The organism is Acinetobacter sp. YH16038, from assembly GCF_013417275.1.
Classification (GTDB): Bacteria; Pseudomonadota; Gammaproteobacteria; order Pseudomonadales; family Moraxellaceae; genus Acinetobacter.
The window spans coordinates 72,674-91,920 of the sequence record NZ_VPEG01000002.1 but is presented as its reverse complement, the minus strand read 5'-3'; the positions used below and the strand labels follow the sequence as shown (position 1 = coordinate 91,920).

General features: G+C 41.7%; 18 protein-coding genes. 8 read left to right on the top strand and 10 right to left on the bottom strand.

The features are described 5' to 3' along the window. The first annotated feature begins 59 nt into the window (after positions 1 to 59). From FTV34_RS00620 to FTV34_RS00610, 3 genes are all read left to right on the top strand, one after another. Positions 60 to 1,772: an electron transfer flavoprotein-ubiquinone oxidoreductase gene (locus FTV34_RS00620; protein WP_180068412.1), complete on the top strand. Its 1,713-nt coding sequence runs from the start codon at positions 60 to 62 to the stop codon at positions 1,770 to 1,772. 392 nt (positions 1,773 to 2,164) lie between these two features. Continuing rightward, positions 2,165 to 2,953, top strand: coding sequence for a PaaX family transcriptional regulator C-terminal domain-containing protein (locus FTV34_RS00615; RefSeq protein WP_180068410.1), 789 nt, complete (start codon positions 2,165 to 2,167; stop codon positions 2,951 to 2,953). 94 nt (positions 2,954 to 3,047) lie between these two features. Continuing rightward, a complete protein-coding gene (locus FTV34_RS00610) occupies positions 3,048 to 4,025 on the top strand; it encodes a fatty acid desaturase family protein (RefSeq protein ID WP_180068409.1) in 978 nt (325 codons plus the stop codon). A 56-nt stretch (positions 4,026 to 4,081) separates the two neighbouring features. Here the strand turns inward: FTV34_RS00610 and FTV34_RS00605 are convergent, their stop codons facing one another. Both FTV34_RS00605 and yfcF read right to left on the bottom strand, forming a co-directional pair. Next, positions 4,082 to 5,032, bottom strand: coding sequence for a cation diffusion facilitator family transporter (locus FTV34_RS00605; protein WP_180068407.1), 951 nt, complete (start codon positions 5,030 to 5,032; stop codon positions 4,082 to 4,084). A 197-nt stretch (positions 5,033 to 5,229) separates the two neighbouring features. Continuing rightward, positions 5,230 to 5,877: a glutathione transferase gene (yfcF, locus tag FTV34_RS00600; RefSeq protein ID WP_180068405.1), complete on the bottom strand. Its 648-nt coding sequence runs from the start codon at positions 5,875 to 5,877 to the stop codon at positions 5,230 to 5,232. Positions 5,878 to 6,102: 225 nt separating this feature from the next. Between yfcF and FTV34_RS00595 the strand changes: the two genes are divergently transcribed. Further along, the gene (locus FTV34_RS00595) at positions 6,103 to 6,822 is read left to right on the top strand and encodes a glutamine amidotransferase (protein WP_180068403.1); all 720 of its coding nucleotides are present in this window, start codon (positions 6,103 to 6,105) and stop codon (positions 6,820 to 6,822) included. A gap of 180 nt (positions 6,823 to 7,002) precedes the next feature. On the opposite strand, the gene FTV34_RS00590 is transcribed toward FTV34_RS00595, so the two are convergent. From FTV34_RS00590 to FTV34_RS00570, 5 genes are all read right to left on the bottom strand, one after another. Then, the gene (locus tag FTV34_RS00590; RefSeq protein ID WP_180013104.1) at positions 7,003 to 7,596 is read right to left on the bottom strand and encodes a YceI family protein; all 594 of its coding nucleotides are present in this window, start codon (positions 7,594 to 7,596) and stop codon (positions 7,003 to 7,005) included. 127 nt (positions 7,597 to 7,723) lie between these two features. Beyond that, positions 7,724 to 8,179 carry a GNAT family N-acetyltransferase gene (locus FTV34_RS00585; RefSeq protein WP_180068401.1) on the bottom strand — a complete coding sequence of 152 codons (456 nt, stop codon included), beginning with the start codon at positions 8,177 to 8,179 and terminating at the stop codon, positions 7,724 to 7,726. A gap of 182 nt (positions 8,180 to 8,361) precedes the next feature. Beyond that, positions 8,362 to 8,577, bottom strand: coding sequence for a hypothetical protein (locus FTV34_RS00580; RefSeq protein ID WP_004786275.1), 216 nt, complete (start codon positions 8,575 to 8,577; stop codon positions 8,362 to 8,364). Positions 8,578 to 8,712: 135 nt separating this feature from the next. Further along, positions 8,713 to 10,701, bottom strand: coding sequence for a transketolase (gene tkt / locus FTV34_RS00575; RefSeq protein ID WP_180068399.1), 1,989 nt, complete (start codon positions 10,699 to 10,701; stop codon positions 8,713 to 8,715). Between the two features lie 442 nt (positions 10,702 to 11,143). Beyond that, the gene (locus FTV34_RS00570) at positions 11,144 to 11,527 is read right to left on the bottom strand and encodes a prepilin-type N-terminal cleavage/methylation domain-containing protein (protein WP_180003925.1); all 384 of its coding nucleotides are present in this window, start codon (positions 11,525 to 11,527) and stop codon (positions 11,144 to 11,146) included. Positions 11,528 to 11,999: 472 nt separating this feature from the next. Here FTV34_RS00570 and metK point away from each other — a divergent pair, with 472 nt between their 5' ends. The 3 genes from metK to FTV34_RS00555 all read left to right on the top strand — a co-directional run bounded on the left by metK (position 12,000) and on the right by FTV34_RS00555 (position 15,312). Next, positions 12,000 to 13,166, top strand: coding sequence for a methionine adenosyltransferase (metK, locus tag FTV34_RS00565; protein WP_004786281.1), 1,167 nt, complete (start codon positions 12,000 to 12,002; stop codon positions 13,164 to 13,166). A 338-nt stretch (positions 13,167 to 13,504) separates the two neighbouring features. Further along, positions 13,505 to 13,849 carry a hypothetical protein gene (locus tag FTV34_RS00560; protein WP_180003928.1) on the top strand — a complete coding sequence of 115 codons (345 nt, stop codon included), beginning with the start codon at positions 13,505 to 13,507 and terminating at the stop codon, positions 13,847 to 13,849. 251 nt (positions 13,850 to 14,100) lie between these two features. Next, positions 14,101 to 15,312: a YeeE/YedE family protein gene (locus FTV34_RS00555; RefSeq protein WP_180068397.1), complete on the top strand. Its 1,212-nt coding sequence runs from the start codon at positions 14,101 to 14,103 to the stop codon at positions 15,310 to 15,312. 45 nt (positions 15,313 to 15,357) lie between these two features. On the opposite strand, the gene FTV34_RS00550 is transcribed toward FTV34_RS00555, so the two are convergent. From FTV34_RS00550 to FTV34_RS00540, 3 genes are all read right to left on the bottom strand, one after another. Then, positions 15,358 to 15,867, bottom strand: a complete 510-nt coding sequence (locus FTV34_RS00550; protein ID WP_125279322.1) for a hypothetical protein — start codon at positions 15,865 to 15,867, stop codon at positions 15,358 to 15,360. A 62-nt stretch (positions 15,868 to 15,929) separates the two neighbouring features. Continuing rightward, positions 15,930 to 16,709, bottom strand: coding sequence for a TIGR03915 family putative DNA repair protein (locus FTV34_RS00545; protein ID WP_166135143.1), 780 nt, complete (start codon positions 16,707 to 16,709; stop codon positions 15,930 to 15,932). After that, positions 16,709 to 17,968 carry a putative DNA modification/repair radical SAM protein gene (locus tag FTV34_RS00540; RefSeq protein ID WP_159123756.1) on the bottom strand — a complete coding sequence of 420 codons (1,260 nt, stop codon included), beginning with the start codon at positions 17,966 to 17,968 and terminating at the stop codon, positions 16,709 to 16,711. Before FTV34_RS00540 ends, FTV34_RS00545 begins: the two co-directional genes overlap by 1 nt. 208 nt (positions 17,969 to 18,176) lie before the next feature. On the opposite strand from FTV34_RS00540, the gene FTV34_RS00535 reads away from it, so the two are divergent. Next, on the top strand, positions 18,177 to 19,220 hold the full coding sequence (locus FTV34_RS00535) for a nitronate monooxygenase family protein (RefSeq protein WP_180068395.1): 1,044 nt from the start codon (positions 18,177 to 18,179) through the stop codon (positions 19,218 to 19,220). The last annotated feature ends 27 nt before the right edge of the window (positions 19,221 to 19,247 follow it).

Below are 19,247 nucleotides of genomic sequence, written 5' to 3'. Positions count from 1 at the left end.
CTATTTAAAAACTTTTTCACTGTGGTAAAATACCGCTAAGCGAAACAGGATTTCTTATTATGGAAGATATTTCTAGAGAATCGATGGAGTTTGACGTTGTGATCGTAGGTGCGGGCCCTGCCGGCCTGTCTGCTGCAATCAAGATCCGTCAACTTGCAATTGAAAACAATTTAAATGATCTGTCCGTTTGTGTCGTGGAAAAAGGCTCCGAAGTCGGTGCACATATTCTTTCAGGTGCTGTGCTTGAACCACGTGCCATGAACGAACTGTTCCCGAACTGGAAAGAAGAAGGCGCGCCTTTAAATGTTCCTGTGACAGAAGATAAAACTTTCTTCCTTCTTTCAGATGAAAAATCACAAGAAGCCCCGCACTGGATGGTGCCGAAAACCATGCACAATGATGGCAACTATGTCATCTCACTCGGTAATGTAGTGCGCTGGTTAGGCCAGAAAGCCGAAGAACTGGAAGTATCGATCTTCCCGGGCTTTGCTGCTTCTGAAATTCTGTATCATGAAGATGGTACGGTGAAAGGTATCCAAACCGGTGACATGGGTATTGGTAAAGATGGCGAACCGACGCATAACTTTGCGCCGGGTTATGAGCTGCATGCCAAATACACCATCTTTGCTGAAGGCTGCCGCGGTCATTTAGGTAAACGCCTGATCCAGAAATTCAACCTGGATAAAGATGCTGATCCGCAGCACTACGGGATCGGCATTAAAGAACTCTGGGAAATCGATCCAGCGAAACACAAACCAGGTCTGGTAATGCACGGTGCCGGCTGGCCTTTATCTGAAACTGGTTCTTCAGGTGGCTGGTGGTTATACCATGCTGAAAACAACCAGGTGACATTAGGCATGATCGTGGATCTTTCTTATGAAAATCCGCACATGTATCCATTCATGGAAATGCAGCGCTGGAAAACGCATCCACTAATTAAACAGTATCTGGAAGGCGGTAAACGTATTTCTTATGGTGCGCGTGCGGTTACTAAAGGTGGTTTCACCTCCCTGCCGAAATTTACCTTCCCGGGTGGCTCTTTAATTGGTGATGATGCCGGCTTCCTGAACTTTGCCAAGATCAAAGGCTCACATACTGCAATGAAATCCGGCATGTTGTGTGGTGAAGCGGTATTTGAAGCGATTGCTGCCGGTGTAGAAAAAGGCGGTGATGTGGCGATTGCACGTGTGACTGAAGGTGAAGACTTCTTTGTAAAAGAGTTGACTGCTTATACAGACAAGTTCAACAACAGCTGGTTGAAAGAAGAGCTGTATAGCGCGCGTAACTTTGGCCCTGCGATGCACAAGTTCGGTCAATGGATGGGTGGTGCATTCAACTTCATCGACCAGAACGTGTTTAAAGTGCCGTTCACGCTCCATGATTTAGTGCCAGACTTTAAAACTCTGAAAACGGTTGATGCAGTGAACTTCAAGCCGAACTATCCAAAACCGGATGGCAAGCTGACGTTTGACCGTCTGTCTTCTGTGTTTGTATCGAATACAGTCCATGAAGAAAACCAGCCAGCGCACTTAAAGTTAACTGATGCTTCGATTCCGGTGGATGTGAACCTGCCGAAATGGGATGAGCCAGCTCAGCGCTACTGCCCGGCGGGTGTATACGAAATTATGGAAAATGATGACGGCTCGAAACGCTTCCAGATCAACGCCGCGAACTGTGTACATTGCAAGACCTGTGACATCAAAGATCCATCTCAGAATATCACCTGGGTAACACCGGAAGGTGGCGGTGGTCCGAACTACCCGAATATGTAAGGTAATTCGTGTGAATAAGAAATCTTGTTCTTGTTCATATACCCATTTTTGAAGCAGTTATAACTAACACTTCACTTTAATTTTTTAGGTAATTCCAGTTCCCTAGGGAGCTGGGATTAAAAATAATCAAGAATAAAGAGATAAAAAAAACCGATTCACGACTTTTTCGTTGACTTGCTGCTTAGACCAGCTTATTGGCTGTGAAATACTGTGCCTCAGTAGAAAACCAAGACCTTATCTATTCATTTTTATCCATATACGTTGTCTTTAATTAAAATTAATTGCCTGAATATACAAACACTTTAGTCGTATTCCCCTTTGGTTCTCCCTATTCAAAATGCTATTGTACAAAAAGTTTCCAAATTCTCATTTTCTAATCACGATCTAGTTTCATGACTTATAAACTGAATGCCCGACATCTGGTGCTAGACCTGCTCTATGCCTCACATAATTCTACTGTTAGCATCAAACAGATGTTATGTGCAGCAGACTTATTAGGAATCTCTGACAACAGCTTGCGGGTTGCGGTCGCACGCCTCAATCAGGATCAGATCATTCAGTCAGTAGAACGTGGCATTTATCAGTTAATTGAAAAAAAATTTGATACTTCTTTTATCAGCCTGAACAAACACCCCAATATGCAGATCGCTACGGCTTGGGATGGCAAATACATTCTGGTTTATACCGGTGCGTTGGGACGAGTAGATCGTACGGCCTTATCTAAACGGGAAAAAGCCTTACGTTATTATGGATTTCAGGAACTGGAACAGAATGTGTTTATCCGACCGGATAATTTACAACTCAGTTTGAACGAGCTTAAATCAGCAGCCGTCAAGTTTGGCCTGGATCAAGGCGCACGATTTTTTCAGGTCAGCGAGATCGATCAGCACACCCATGTATCTGCACTTTGGGATATTCATGGCCTGCATCAAACTTATTTGAATATCAGCCAGGAAATTGAACAATGGTTTGAAAACCATCAACAGTTATCCTTGGCTGAATCAGCTAAAACCGCCTTTTATCTGGCGAAATCTGCTGTATTTAGTCTGCGTGCAGATCCACTATTGCCTGAAGAATGGCTAGATGCTCCAGCCCGACAAAAGTTTGAACTGGCTGTACGGCGTATGGAGGAACAAGGCCAGCAGTTATGGCAGCAATATTTTCAACAACAAGGTGTATAATTTATTTCCCACATACTCACAAAAATAAATTGACTGTAATATTTTAATTCAAATATAGTGATAAGAAATACAAGAATTAGATCAAGGCAGAATAATGAACAGTAAAGTGAGTGTCACAGAGCTATTTAGCCGTGAAGAAATTAGAGAGCTGACTACCCCATCCGATTTACAGGGTGCTTTGGCAGTGAGCTCAACTTGGGCTGTGATTGTTTTGACCTTTGGCACAGTCGCTTATAGCTGGGAATATTTACCAGTCTGGGGGAAAATATTGATATGTGCCTTGGCATTAGCCATTCTGGCAGGTCGTCAGCTGGCTATGGCCATTTTAATGCACGATGCCTCACACCACAGTCTGTTTAAAACCAAGTGGCTAAACACACACTTCACTGACTGGTTGTGCGCCCGTCCGATCTGGAATGAGGTCGGTAAATATCGTCCTTATCATTTGAAACATCATGCCCGCACCTCTCAACCTGATGATCCAGATTTAGGTTTGGTGAAAAACTTTCCAATTACTAAACAATCATTATTTAGAAAATTCTTTAGAGATTTAAATGGTCAATCCGGCCTAAAATTTCTGGCTGGCCGAGTCTTGATGGATTTAGAACTTCTGGAATGGAGTGTTTCCAATGATCCGAAACCAATTCCTCGTGGTAATCGCAGTAACTTGGAACTGGCAAAGAATCTGTTAAAAAATAGCTCGGGCATGCTGATTTCCAATGCTGCCCTATTTTCTGCACTTTGGGCCAGCGGTCATCCGAAACTTTATTTATTGTGGCCGTTAGCTTATATCACTCCTTTCCCACTCTTTATTCGTATCCGGGCAATGGCTGAGCATGCTGGTCTGGAAACTAGCCATTCTGCTTTAACTAATACCCGTACCACCCGTGCAGGATGGCTAGTGCGTGCTTTCGTTGCACCGATTCATGTAAATTATCATATTGAACATCATTTAATGGCCTCTGTTCCACATCAAAATCTGCCCAAAATGCATCAGATGTTGCGAGAGCGCGATTACGTGAAAGCACCACCGAGTTATAAAGATGTAATTGTGTCACTATTGAAAGGCTAAAATTAAAAGATCAAAGTTTAAAAATACATTAAGTGTGATAGCAAAATTCCTCAAACTTAATGTTGATGGCTTTCTTTATGGTCATGATGCTCATGCGAATGGGCTGATTGCCGATGCTGTTCTGGGGGACAATCTTCTGCTTCAATTTGCAATGTCATCTCAGTAATGTGATGTTCATGGTGCAACATCTCGAATGCCTCCTGATGCAACTTTTTATAGTCAACGTCTGGCGCAACCAAATGCACGGTTAGCATGACTTTCTTGGAAGTAATCGCCCAGACTTTTAGCTGATGAATATCTTTAACACCGTCTAGCGCCAGTAGGTCATGGCGCAGTTTTTCAATATCGATTTCATCGGGAACTCCTTCCAGCAGAATATTGATGCTCTGTTTCAATAAAATCCATGTCCGTGGAATGACCCAGAATCCGATCATGACCGCAATCACGGTGTCAATCCACATCCAACCGCTGAAATAGATGATGATTGCGCCAATAATGACACCCACCGAACCTAGTGCATCACTCAGTACTTCCAGATAAGCTCCTTTAATATTCAAGCTTTCCTGACTGCTAGAAACCAGAATTTTCATGGAGATCAGGTTAATAACCAGTCCGAGTATAGCGACAATCAACATGCCCAGACTTTCAATTTCAGGAGCATGGCTCAGGCGCTGGTAAGCTTCAAACAGGATATACATCGCTACCAGAAATAGCATGATCGCATTAAACAAAGCTGCCAGAATTTCAAAACGCTGATATCCAAAAGTGCGTTTATCATCTGCTGGTTTTTGCCCGATCTTAATTGCAGCTAAAGCAATCGCCAGTGCGGCTGCATCTGTAAACATATGTGCCGCATCAGAAAGCAAGGCCAGACTCTGAGTCATAAAACCGGCAATGACTTCTACAATTAAAAAGGCTGTCGTCAGAGCTAAGGCGATGGACAGTTTTTTGGCATTCTTCGCACTAACTTCTACATGACTATGATCATGATGATGTGATCCACCCACCTTATACTCCTTTTCATTTGAATCTGATTCTAAGTTTTAGCTACTTCTTATTACCTATACTTTCTATACTACGCTTGCTCTGCTGATATTTAAGCAATTTTTTGTATAACTTGGCTCTCTTTTAAAATATCCATGTCTATTCATTAAGCAAACTTAGTACTTAAATTATTAAATTAACCTCTCTACCGAACATAGAATCAAAACTCAGCATGAGTCCTCAATTTTTCATTTTCCAAAATCCAGGACTGCACTGAAGATCGCTGAAAATTACGCTGGATATAAGCCTGAATTTTTTCGGGAAGCTCAACATCGTGACTAAGCAGGCGATGCAGCATAAAGGCTAGATCAAAGTCTGCAATTGACCATTGTTCGGTGAGCCAAAGCTCTTCAACTAAAGTTTCTGTGATTGCCAGTAAGCGCTGAATATCCTGCATGGTTTCAGCCGATGCGATTAAAGGCCTTTTAGGTGGAACAAAGATCGAAGTTGAAAGCATATCCTGCCGGATAGAGGAAAAATCAGTTTTAATCAAAGCCTGAACGGCGCGACATTTTGCTCTGGCTTTCATCTCTGCAGGATATAAAGCAGGATAATCCGGTGCCGGAAAAGCATCTTCCAGGTATTCAGTAATCGCCCACGATTCAAATAAATGAAAATCATCAATGATCAGACAAGGAACTTTGCCACTCGGACAAATTTTACGATAAGCCAAAGATTGCTGTTCCAGCAGATCCAGATCGATCATTTTTTCCTGAAAGTTGAGTCCTTTCTCTTTTAGAGCCACATAAACCGACATGGCATAAGGACTGATACGTTTTTTATCGACATATAAGCAGATATTGTGCATTTTTTATCCTGCCTCTTATGATTATCCACTGCTTTCTACTCTAACGCCTTTTTTATAGAAAAGGAAAATATCGCTGCATATTGATACAAAGCGGAGTTATAGTCTTACATAGGATTGCCGATTCGGATGAATCACCTACCTAAGGCTAAATCACCGGATTAAAAAGACTTCTAATTTTTTGCAGAATAACGTTAAATAAATATTTTCCATTTAGACCTGACTGCTATGCTGAACCTTGATCACTTCCCCGATACCGTATATGCCATTCAACATCTGGCTTTTGAAGACCTAGGTGCCTGGGAAGATGTATTTTATCAGTTGGGATTACGTGTTCGCTATTTTGAAGCCGGTATTGATGACCTGCGTAAAGCGTATGAATATAAAGGTCTGACAATTATTTTAGGGGGTCCAATTGGTGTTTATGAAACGGAGGACTACCCTTTCTTACAACAAGAAATAGACTTACTTAAAGTGCGTTTAGAAAAGAATTTACCCACTTTAGGTATTTGTCTGGGTGCTCAACTCATGGCTCATGCACTCGGTGCTAAAGTCTATGCAGGACATAGTAAAGAAATTGGCTGGTCTAAACTTACTATTCCAGCCGCTGAGAATAACCCGCTGCAACATCTGAAAAATATTGAAGTGCTACATTGGCATGGCGATACTTTTGATCTGCCTGAACAGGCTGAATTATTAGCCAGTTCCAATCTCTACCCAAATCAGGCTTTTCGCTTAGGATCAAATATTCTGGCTCTGCAATTTCATCCTGAAGTCGCTGGCGATAGTCTGGAAAAGTGGCTAATTGGTCATACCTCTGAATTACGCCAAGCTAAAATTAATATTCCAGCCCTTCGGACAGCCAATCTTCAATTTGCGCCTACACTGGAAAGCACTTCTAAATCTGTCCTAGAGCAATATCTGACTCAGTTAAAACTAGTGTTTTGATCAAAGGTACTGGATAAATATTTATGATTGAAAGTTTGTCAAAATAGATTAATGGAATCATAGCTAAGATTTTTTAGTTTAGATAGATGCCGATTCTGTTTCATAATTCATCTATTGGCCCAATAAAAAAGCACCTTTATAAAGGTGCTTTTTTCTTTTTATGCAGAATGGAAATAAATCTTATTTCTTTGCAGGTTCTGCCGGAATGGTCGCTTCAGTGGTGATCTGAACAGTAATCTTGTCACTCACATGCGGAACATTCGCGCCTAAGCCGAATGCAGAACGGTCAAATGATGTTGTAGCATTAAAACCAATCGCTGGAACTTTTGCCATTGGATGTTCACCCTGTTTATTTAACACCGCATCCAATACCACTGGCTTGGTCACGCCTTTAACGGTTAAATTACCGGTAATCTTGAAGTTCTTTTTGTCCTTGGTTTCTACCTTAGTACTTTTGAACGTAATATTTGGATATTTGGCTGCATCAAAGAAATCTTCTTTCTTTAAATGGTCATCCAGTGCAGTCACGTTGGTATTTATACTAGAAACTGGAATGGTCACATCTACAGAAGATTTGGCTGGCTGTTCATTATCGACCACAATTTTACCCTGAATATCTGAGAAATTGCCTGATGGCGTAGAAAACCCAAAATGGTTCCAGCTAAATACCGTCGCAGTGTGACCCGGATCAATTGTATAAGTCACCGGTTTTGCAAAGCTAAAAGTTGCAACAGATGCGGCTACCAAGCCTAAAGTTAATGTTTTCAAATTCATGTTGTTATCTCTCGTCTGAATTAACTTCAGTTTATAGAATCTTGAACCGTTTACATCCCTAAAGATAAAACGTTTTGTTGCAACTATGAAACGATAAAATTGTAAATTCTCGTGTAAATCTAAGCATTTAAGACATACGATACTGGATAAATCCGGTTTTTTTGGCCACTTTATCATAGAGCAATCTGGCTTTATGGTTTGATTCATGGGTGAGCCAATACACCCGATCACAATTACGCTGCTGTGCTACACCATAGACATGCTGAATCAGTGCACGTGCTACGCCCTGTCCGCGATAATCCGGATGAACAAATAAATCCTGTAAATAGGCATAAGGACGCATGGTCCAGCTACTGTCATGCTCAACAACATGAACTAGTCCGACTACTTTTCCATCAATCAGTGCAGCAAAACCATACATATTGTCCTGTCCAGGACTAGTGAGCTTGGCCCAGGTATTTTCACTGATTTTTTCTGAAATTTGCGCCTCATAAAAGGTTTGATAGCCTTTCCATAAAAACAGCCATTCGGGCTGTGATATTTGCTCTAGAGATTTGATCTGGATCTGGGATGATATTTCCATATTGAGTAACTTCTTTGGTTTATGTCTTTAATTATCTTTAAGTCAATTATTTACGATATGAGTCATTAGGTTTTTATGATGGCACGAACTTAGATTTATCTCATCTAATGTTCATAAGCAACTGTCAGAGGAAATCATCCGACATAAAAAAAGCCCCATTCAGGGACTTTTAGTATTTTCTGTTAAAGTTTTTCAACCAGAATACGATCCACCTGCTTCAAACCAGAATGCTTTTCATGGTTCTTGCGACGTACTTTAATGATTTTTTCTTCAGCCATTTCCTGAAGTAATAGCTCAACCGCAACCATTGCTTCAAGGGGTAGATCCTGCCCGATCCATTTCTGCTCGCCTGCATCCATTAAAGTAATTTCATCACTAATTTGTTCATACAAGCTCATGTTTATCTCACTCTTTCATTTCAATTATGGGAGAACACTTTTTAGCGGTTGCCACATGAAAACAAGGCTAGAAAGCGGAAAAACAAAAGACGCCCCAAAACTGGGGCGCCCTTAAAAAATGACTTAATCAGTTGATTAAGCAGTAATCTCTTTTACAGCTGCTACAACAGCTTCAGTTGTAATACCGAAGTGTTTAAATAGGTCTTTAGCAGGTGCAGATTCGCCATAAGTGGTCATACCGATCACACGACCATCCAGACCTACAAATTTCCACCAGTAATCCACATGTGCAGCTTCAACCGCTACACGTGCACGAATATTTGAAGGAAGAACCGATTCACGATATGCAGCATCCTGTTTCACGAACTCTTCAGCACATGGCATAGATACCACACGTACACCTTGAAGCTGTGCATAAGCTTCCATTGCAAGAGAAACTTCAGAACCAGTCGCAATGATGATCGCTTTCAATTCGCCTTTTTCTTCAGCCAGAACATAACCACCTTTCGCTACATTCTCAATTTGTGCTTGAGTACGCGTTTGGAATGGCAGGTTTTGACGAGAGAAGATTAACGCTGTTGGGCCTTCTGAACGCATCAAAGCAGATTTCCAGGAAATCGCTGCTTCAACAGTGTCGCATGGACGCCATGTATTCAGGTTTGGTGTACCACGTAAAGATGCGATTTGTTCGATTGGCTGGTGTGTAGGACCATCTTCACCCAGACCGATTGAATCGTGAGTGTAGACATGAATCACGCGTTGTTTCATCAGTGCAGACATACGTACTGCATTACGTGCATATTCCATAAACATCAGGAATGTTGCTACGTAAGGAATGAAACCTCCGTGAAGAGCAACACCATTGGCAATCGCAGTCATACCAAATTCACGTACACCGTAGTGAACATAGTTACCTGCTGGATTGTCCTGTACGCCTTGTGCACCTTTCCAAAGTGTCAGGTTAGAACCTGCAAGGTCAGCAGAACCACCTAGTACTTCTGGTAGTGAAGGCACAAGAGCTTGTAACGTATTTTGGCTCGCTTTACGTGTAGCAATGGTTTCTTCTTTTGCATTTACTTCAGCGATATAAGCATCCGCTTTTGCAACAAAGTCAGCTGGAAGATCACCAGAAAGACGACGTTTTAATTCAGCTGCTTCAGCTGGGTATTTTGTTGCATAAGCGGCAAAAGTTTCATTCCATGCTGATTCAGCTTGTGAACCTTTATCTTTGGCATCCCAAGCTGCGTATACATCTTCAGGAATGACAAACGCTTCATCTGACCAGCCCAAAGCTTCACGAGTCAATACGATTTCGTCATTACCTAAAGGAGCACCGTGACAGTCTTCTTTACCCTGTTTGTTTGGTGAACCTAAACCAATCACTGTTTTACACATGATGATGGTTGGTTTATTCACTTCAGCTTTTGCTTCAACAGTGGCTTGACGGATTGCATCAGCATCATGACCGTCAACTTTGATCACTTGCCAGCCATAAGACTTGAAGCGTTGTTCTGTATCGTCAGAGAACCAACCTTCCACTTCACCGTCAATCGAAATACCGTTGTCATCATAGTAAGCAATCAGCTTACCCAGACCTAAAGTACCTGCCAAAGAACATGCTTCGTGAGAAACACCTTCCATCAAGCAACCATCGCCCAGGAAGCAGTAAGTGTAGTGATCTACAACTTTGATATCTTCCTTGTTGAATTGCGCTGCTAAAGTTTTTTCAGCCAGTGCAAAACCAACAGCATTTGCGATACCTTGGCCTAAAGGACCAGTGGTTGTTTCAATACCCGGTGCATAGCCCAATTCTGGGTGACCTGGAGTTTTAGAATGAAGTTGACGGAATGCTTTAAGATCTTCAATTGAAAGATCATAGCCCGTTAAATGAAGAAGTGCGTATTGAAGCATAGAGCCATGGCCATTCGACAATACGAAACGGTCACGGTTAGCCCAATTCGGATTTGTTGGGTTATGGTTTAAGAATTCGCGCCAAACCACATCAGCGATATCTGCCATCCCCATTGGAGCACCTGGATGTCCTGAGTTTGCTTTTTGCACAGCATCCATTGCCAATACACGAATTGCGTTTGCAATACGACGTTCATTAAGCGGGGTTGTCATAAATCAGCGTCCAAATAAATTCAGAAGAAATAGGAAATGATGAAAAGACTTTCAAAACTGCCGTCTATTGTCTTAAAAAAACAGCGAGGGGTAAAGACTAGCCTACAATATTTATCAATTTATTGATCTTGTATTTACCTATCGGATAAATATTCTGCACTTTTAAGGTGCATTGATTGACTAGAGTCTAAGTTAGATTCTAATAAGATGATAAATCTGGGATTATTCTTAACTATTTTTTATAAATTAAACTTTCACAATATGTTGAATTTCTCTCCAAGATACATCCAGATATGAAGTCAAAACAGAAGATCCAGACTTAAATAAGTGATCTTTTCCAGTCCATAAAAATGCATATGTGAATATTTAATGTCTGCCCAAGATCATCAGACATAAAAAGATAAAGGTTGAAGTTCAATCAGGCTAATCGATATCACGAAAATTATTGTCCTCGGCAATCTTTAGGTAAATAACGCTGGCTGATATCGCTAGAAGAACAACTGCCGCTATAAACATCAAAAGCGATGGATTTTCCACGGATTGCCGTATCTACTCCATCCTGCCGTAGCTTAAATTCTATCCGGCAAGCTGCATTGATCACGACTTTTTCAATATATTGGGTTCCGCTGCCAATTTGACGGCCTGCATCACAATGGCCATCAGAGGCAATAAATTGAGTTCGATAGCTACCCGCTTGCTCAAAAACCTCCGCTAGTTGGCTTCGCACTACATAACTGTGATAACTCATGCCAGCTACTGTCGCCAGAATGGCAATAATTGTGAGTACAATCATGACTTCAATCAAGGTAAACGCCTTTTGATACATGCTTTTCCATCTCCGTACAGTCTTTTAAACAAGTCCATACCAAAAGATTTCGCCACTTCCTGACAGGCGGTTTCTGAAGACTTGAAACTACTATGCAGAGTCGTACTATTTGCAGCAAGGCTGTCTGTCGTACGATCAATACCCCCTTCTTAATTTATTAATAGAATGATCACTTTCCTTGATATTTTAGGCACTTTAATTTTTATATTTTTCTTAGTATTTATTTCTGCGAATTTATCTGGAAATCTCGCGGCTTAATAAGTGCTCCTTATCAATTAACAGACTATTTATTAAGTTTATTAAATGAATCCACCCTGCTGTTTAATTAGGCATATCAGTTTTTTTAATTCCAATAATCAAATAAAAGCACAATAATTTGAAACAATTTCGTGCAATTTTGTCGAGTTGCGCTAGTCCTAGAGCACAAGTCGATGTAACATATCGGGTCTTTAAATTTAACTGTGATAGGACTATGCGCGAGTACGCTGTATTTACTTCGGAATCTGTAAGCGAAGGCCATCCAGATAAAATGGCTGACCAAATCAGTGATGCTATCTTGGATGCAATCTTAAAAGAAGACCCATACGCACGGGTTGCTTGTGAAACGCTTGTAAAAACAGGTGCGGTTGTACTTGCCGGTGAAATCACAACAACTGCGAACATCGATTTTGAAGCGGTTGTCCGCCATACCGTTAACAGTATTGGTTATCATCATTCTGACCTTGGCTTTGATGGTTCGACCTGTGCGATCATCAACATGATCGGTAAACAGTCTCCTGAAATTGCTCAAGGTGTAGACCGTCAGAAACCTGAAGATCAAGGTGCCGGCGACCAAGGGTTGATGTTTGGTTATGCCAGCCGTGAAACTGATGTACTCATGCCTGCGCCAATTTCTTATGCGCACCGCTTAATGGAAAAACAGGCTGAATTACGCCGTAACGGTACATTGCCTTGGTTACGTCCAGATGCAAAAAGCCAGGTGACTTTCGCTTATGAAAATGGCGTGCCTGTTCGCCTAGATGCTGTTGTGCTTTCGACTCAACACGATCCTGAAATTTCACAAGCTCATTTAAAAGAAGCTGTGATTGAAGAAATTGTGAAGAAAATCATTCCTGCCGACATGTTCCATGCAGATACCAAATTCCACATCAACCCGACCGGGATGTTTGTGATCGGTGGCCCTGTAGGTGACTGTGGTCTGACTGGTCGTAAAATCATTGTAGATACTTACGGCGGTATGGCACGTCACGGTGGTGGTGCATTCTCTGGTAAAGATCCATCAAAAGTTGACCGTTCTGCTGCTTATGCAGGCCGTTATGTTGCGAAAAACATTGTCGCTGCGGGTCTTGCAGACAAATGTGAAATTCAGGTGTCTTATGCGATTGGTGTTGCTGAACCAACTTCAATTTCAATCAATACTTTCAATACAGGCAAAGTGTCTGATGAATTGATCGTTCAATTGGTTCGTGAGCATTTTGACCTGCGTCCATACGGTATTACCCGTATGTTGAACCTGATCCAGCCAATGTATAAACAGACTGCGGCTTATGGTCACTTTGGTCGTGAAGGTTCAGACACTGCATTTACTTGGGAAAAAACTGACAAAGTCGAAGCACTTAAAGCATCTGCTGGTCTATAAGTTTTCAAATTTTAAAGAAGCTCGCTTTATGCGGGCTTTTTTTATGGCTTCTACTTTTAGCCTGATAAAAATTGATGATGAAATAGTTGTGTTTTGTTACATCTAAAACTCATATTAAAACGGCTAAACTTATTCTTTATAAGCAGTGAGAAGCAATCCATATAAGGGTTGAAAGAAAATACATTCAAATAATCAGACGATTTATATTTGGCGAAAATTGTATAAGCCTTTATAAAAATTACATTTAGTGAACAAATTCTGATCTAATTATTAGCATAAATTCAAATAAATACTCGCTAGACTGTTTTCGACCTTACAACTACAAAGGATATGACACGATGAATAAATTACTTGTTGCTTTGGGTTTAGTTGCTACCGTAACACTGGTGGGTTGTAATAAAGAGAAACAGCCTGAAACTGGCGCGACTACAGGTGAGCATTTAGAAAATGCTGCTACTCAAGCCGGCCATGATATGGAAGATGCCACTCATGAGGCGTCTCAGGAAACTGACCAAGCCATGGATAATGCGGCAGCGAACGCTTCCCGTGCCGCTGATGAAGCTGCAGCTGCGACTTCTCGAGCAGCAGATGCCACTGCTGAAGCCGCTAAAAACGCGACTGCTGCAACTGCGGGTGCTATTGAAGAAGGCGCAGGCAAAGTACGTGAGAAAGCTGAAAATTAATTTTTAAAGCTTTCAATCTTTAAAAGCCTGCTTTGCAGGCTTTTAAACTTTTTATACGTTTCACTATTAGACGGGTGATTGTTCTAATTAAAATGATATCTTCTGAAATAATCACGACCTTATATCATTTAAAGTCATAATTGTTATCAGTTATCAGGATGTTTAATTGGCTCTTAGAAATTCTAGATCAGCCCATTTTAGTGAGAAATTGCGTAATATACGCGACTTTATTTTTTAAAACTTGATCTCCCATGTCTGTTATTGCTGCGTCTTCCCAGCGATCGAATCTCTCGGTCTGGGTGGCTTTTATTTTACTTGTATTAGGAACTGTCGGTGCCTATCACATCGTAGGTCTGAACCAGGCTCTATTATTTCTGGTGGGTGGTGCACTGGGTATGACCTTGTATCATGCCTCGTTTGGTTTTACCTCCAGCTGGCGTGTCTTTATTAAAGAACGTCGTGGTCGTGGCTTACGTGCACAAATGATCATGCTGAGTCTTGCTGTATTGCTATTTTTCCCTGCTTTAGGCGCAGGTGAACTGTTCGGTAATCCTGTTCAAGGCTTTGTCAGTCCGGTTTCACTTTCTGTGGTAATCGGTGCATTTATTTTCGGGATTGGCATGCAGCTCGGTGGCGGCTGTGCATCAGGTACACTTTATACTGTGGGTGGTGGTAGTGCCCGTATGCTGGTAACCCTGTTTTTCTTCTGTGCCGGCTCACTGATTGCGACTTCGCATATTGACTGGTGGTTTAACCTGCCTCATTTCGCACCCATCTCCATTGTAGAAAGTTTTGGTGTCATTCCTGCACTTGTTTTGAGCTTTATCATTTTTTCAGTTATTGCTGCTGCAACTGTATTTTTTGAAAAGAAACGTCATGGCAGTCTGGAAATTGAAGCTCAAAGCCAACATCAAGGCTGGAACCGTTTTTTGCGTGGTCCATGGCCATTAATCTGGGGCGGAATCATTTTAACCCTGCTTAACTTTGCTACTTTGGCGCTGGCTGGTCGTCCATGGGGGGTTACTTCTGCCCTTGCTGTCTGGGCCGCGAAATCTGCAAGTTTTGTTGGAATTGATGTAGCCTCTTGGGCGTATTGGCAGCAACCAGCCAATGCCAAAGCCTTATCTGAATCGCTCTGGTTCGATATTACGTCTATGATGAACTTTGGCATCATGCTTGGTGCATTATTGGCTGCCAGTCTGGCAGGTAAATTTGCTCCGAACTTCAATATTCCAAAACGTTCATTGGTTGCTGCGGTTATTGGCGGTTTGATGCTTGGCTACGGCGCTCGTCTGGCTTATGGCTGTAATATTGGTGCCTATTTTAGTGGTATTGCTTCTGGCAGTGTACATGGCTGGTTATGGCTGGTCTTCGCATTCCTTGGAAATGGGCTTGGGGTAAAACTTCGTCCAATTTTCTTCCCCGGTGAGAAACCTCAACCAGAAAAACTGACTGGCTGCTAAATAAAAAAGCCCATCTTTGCGATGGGCTTTTTTATAGCTTAATACTTACAATGCAGCTTTTAAGTTACAGCCATAATTCATGGTCTGTTGCACTTGGCGATAAGTCGTATAACGATCCAGAATAAAAGTATAGAACTGATCGCTAGATGCAAAATTGGATTTCAGGTCTTCATTCTCGGCTTTAGGTAACTGGATCTTGTCGACCAGATTCAGATTATAATGTCCCAAGCGATACATCTCGGCAAAATAGCCATTCATCATGTCACAATAGGCTACTTTACTGGATTTTAGAGCAGTCCGGCTGACAGGATGCTGATTCAAGGTTTGCAGGTTATTCACATCCAAAGGCAACTGATGAGAAAAGGCAATGCTTTCTACTTTTTTAAATTGCTGAAAGTCCTGTGCCAACTTACTGTTTAGATCATCAAAACGTTGCTGTAATTCCTGTGCACTTTTAACCTGATATTTACCCGGATCTACTGCTATTTTCTGTTGCTCTGCTGAACATGCAGCCAATCCAGTTACCATAGCTAATGATGCCAGCCATACCTTCATATCTATACACTCGATCTAAATATTAGCTGTCATTATGCCTTAAACTTGGGCGAAGATTTTATTTAAAGTACTTTCTCATTCATATAACGCCAGTAGCGTTTAGGTACATACTGGATATGCAGCTTCATATTTTGTCGTGCCTGAATATTCACGCTTTTAAAATAATCTTTCCAAAGCTGATCATAGAGTACTTCTTCATCATCCAGTTCAATGCTAAAAGACTGACTATGTCCAATCCGGATTTGTGGATCAACTATTTCTGCATTCATCTCTATCTGGTGCACATCATTTAAATCGTAATAGATGCCGTACTGGCGCTGCTCATCATAAATTAGCCAACGCTGGTCTTGGTAACGTTCCTTAAAATGTCGGGAAATAATCGGCAGTACATTAAAATCCGGTTTGACCAGACTGAGAAACAATCCATCTTTGGCCTTTTTGAAGCGGACAAAAGCTTCCATACGATGCTTTTCACGCCCGACCTGTTTCATCCATTGTGACATTCCGATGACTGCATGATGGCCATAATCTTTATCAACCGGCCGCTGATTTTGGAATACATAGACCGCAAAATCGAACAGGTTCTGAAATGCCTGTTCTTTTTCAGAAAGAAAAGCATAATAAAAGGCTTTTAAACTACTGGATGATATTTTCTGTTTTAAGCCTTGCCAGACCCGCTGCCCATGACTTTCATTCGAGGCCACATGAATAAAATCATCGAATAGGCCATTTTGGGCCTGCGGATTAGCCGTCACTTTGACATCAAACTCTTTAAATTCAAAAGCCCGAAATACACAGCTTAATAAACCGGTCATGGTGCCATCAAAACAGTAGTGTGCCATCAGAAACCAAATCCCAGTTGAGGTGACAGTTGCTGCTGATATTTGGACTGACCCGCTTGTAAAATCTGCTGGCGAATCTGCTGGGATTGCTGCTCCTTTTTAAATTTCGGTGTATCTGCACAGCGAATAAAATGCTGCGCCCGGTTATACGCCACGCCCATCCGTTTTAGTTGATCGATATGAATCTGACCAAAACGGCGTGCCTGTACAATCTTTTTGGCAGAACGTACTCCAATGCCAGGCACGCGTAATATTATCTTGTAGTCGGCTCGGTTAATATCAACCGGGAAGGCCTCCGGATGGCGTAAAGCCCAGCTCAGTTTTGGATCAATATCCAGATCCAGATTTGGATGCTGGTCATCCACAATTTCATCTGCTTCAAAACCATAAAAACGCATCAGCCAGTCAGACTGATATAGACGATTTTCTCTTAATAAGGGCGGCGCTGAGCCGATTGCAGGTAAGGCTTTTTCTTCGGGATTAATCGGAATATAGCCAGAAAAATACACGCGTTTCAGCTTAAATTCCTTGTAGTGCCGATCAGCCATCAAAATAATATCTTTATCCGTTTCACTATGCGCACCGACCACCATTTGCGTGGTCTGTCCTGCGGGAACAAATTTGGGAACGGATTTGATGATCTTACGTTCATCTTTCAACTGGATTAAGCGATCCCGTACAATTCCCAGATCTTTTTGCACTTCTGTATGGGTTTTCTCTGGAGCAAACTTTTGCAAGCCTGCTTCGGTTGGCATTTCCAGGTTGATACTCATCCGGTCGACATATAAACCCGCTTCAGTAATGATCTCCTGCGATGCTCCGGGAATGGTTTTGAGATGAATATAACCATTAAAATTTTCTTCAAGACGCAGCTTTTTCACCACCTGCAACATCCGCTCCATGGTGTAATCTGCTGATTTAAAAATTCCCGAACTTAAAAACAGCCCTTCAATATAATTACGGCGATAAAAATTCATGGTCAGATCGACCACTTCCTGCACGGTAAATGCAGCACGTTTTACGTCATTGGAACGACGAGAGACACAATAGGCACAGTCAAAAATGCAGACATTTGAAAACAGTATTTTCAGTAATGAGACACAGCGACCATCTTCGGTATAGCTATGACAGATTCCATTTCCGGTATTGCCCAAGCCTTTGTCTTTATTTTTACGGTTACTGCCACTCGATGAACAGGACACATCATATTTGGCAGCATCAGCTAAAATTTGTAGTTTTTCTCGGATACGATCAGACATGATTTCAGCAAGTTGTTGGCTAAAAACCTATTATAAATTTTCCCCGTTATACACTATAGGTTTCTAGTCTTTGTGGCGACATCTCATGTCGTAAGAAATGTAATTGAACCGTTATCCATACAGCATTATTTCAAAATAAAATAACCAATATGATTTGCTTAATTCTGCGGCTATAGGCAAAGTAGATAGAGTAACAGGGAGCAAATCTATGTCTTTATTAGAAAAACTTGGAATAAAACATCCTATTTTTTTAGCCCCTATGGCAGGCGTTTCGACACCTGAACTGGCAGCGGAAGTTTCAAATCAGGGTGGTCTGGGTTCGCTGGGCTTGGGAGCCAGCAGCGTAGAGTCTGCGCGCCAGCAGATTTTAAAAACTCAGGAACTTACAGATTGTCCGTTTCAGGTTAACTTTTTCTGTCATGACAGTCAGCCTCTTGATGAAAACGTAGCCCAAGCCTGGATTGACCAGTTTAAAGATAAATTTGCTGAATACGGAATTAATCCACCCACTCAATTGAACTGTATTTACCCAAGTTTTAAAGACAATGATGATTTCTTGAATCTGGTTCTTGAAACCAGACCATGTGCGGTCAGCTTTCATTTTGGTATTCCTCTTCCGCACCAGATTCAGGCTCTAAAAGATGCCGGTATTCTGACGATGGTATCTGCAACCAATTTTGCTGAGGCCAAAGCCATTCAAGCAGCAGGGATTGATATCATCATTGCTCAAGGCATTGAGGCTGGAGGTCACCGGGGTATCTTTAGTACCAAATTTGATGCCTCAGTCAAAACCTCCAATCTGGTCAAGTTAATAAAACAGCATTTTTCACTGCCGGTGGTTGCTGCAGGCGGAATCATGAATGGTGAACAAGCCCGTCAGATGATGGACTTTGGCGCTGAAGCAGTACAATTGGGCACGGCATTTGTTCAGTGCAAATCTTCCAATGCCAATGACACCTATCGTAAAGCGATACTGTCTAAGCCGCTGACTCAAGTTAGTGCCAGCATTTCCGGCCGTCCAGCGCGTGGCATCATCAATCATTGGCATATAGACATCGACACTCCTGATCGTCTGGATGTACCTGCCTATCCATATACTTATGATCTGGCCAAGCAGTTACATGCAGCAGCGTCCAAACATGGTGATCAGGGTTATGGCGCGTTTTGGGCAGGTTCAAATGTAGCGCAAATTCGTGAGATGGAAGCTTCTGATTTAATTAATCAGTTAGTGCTGGAAATGAAACAAAAATAAAGCAAAATTTAATTTTAGAACATAAAA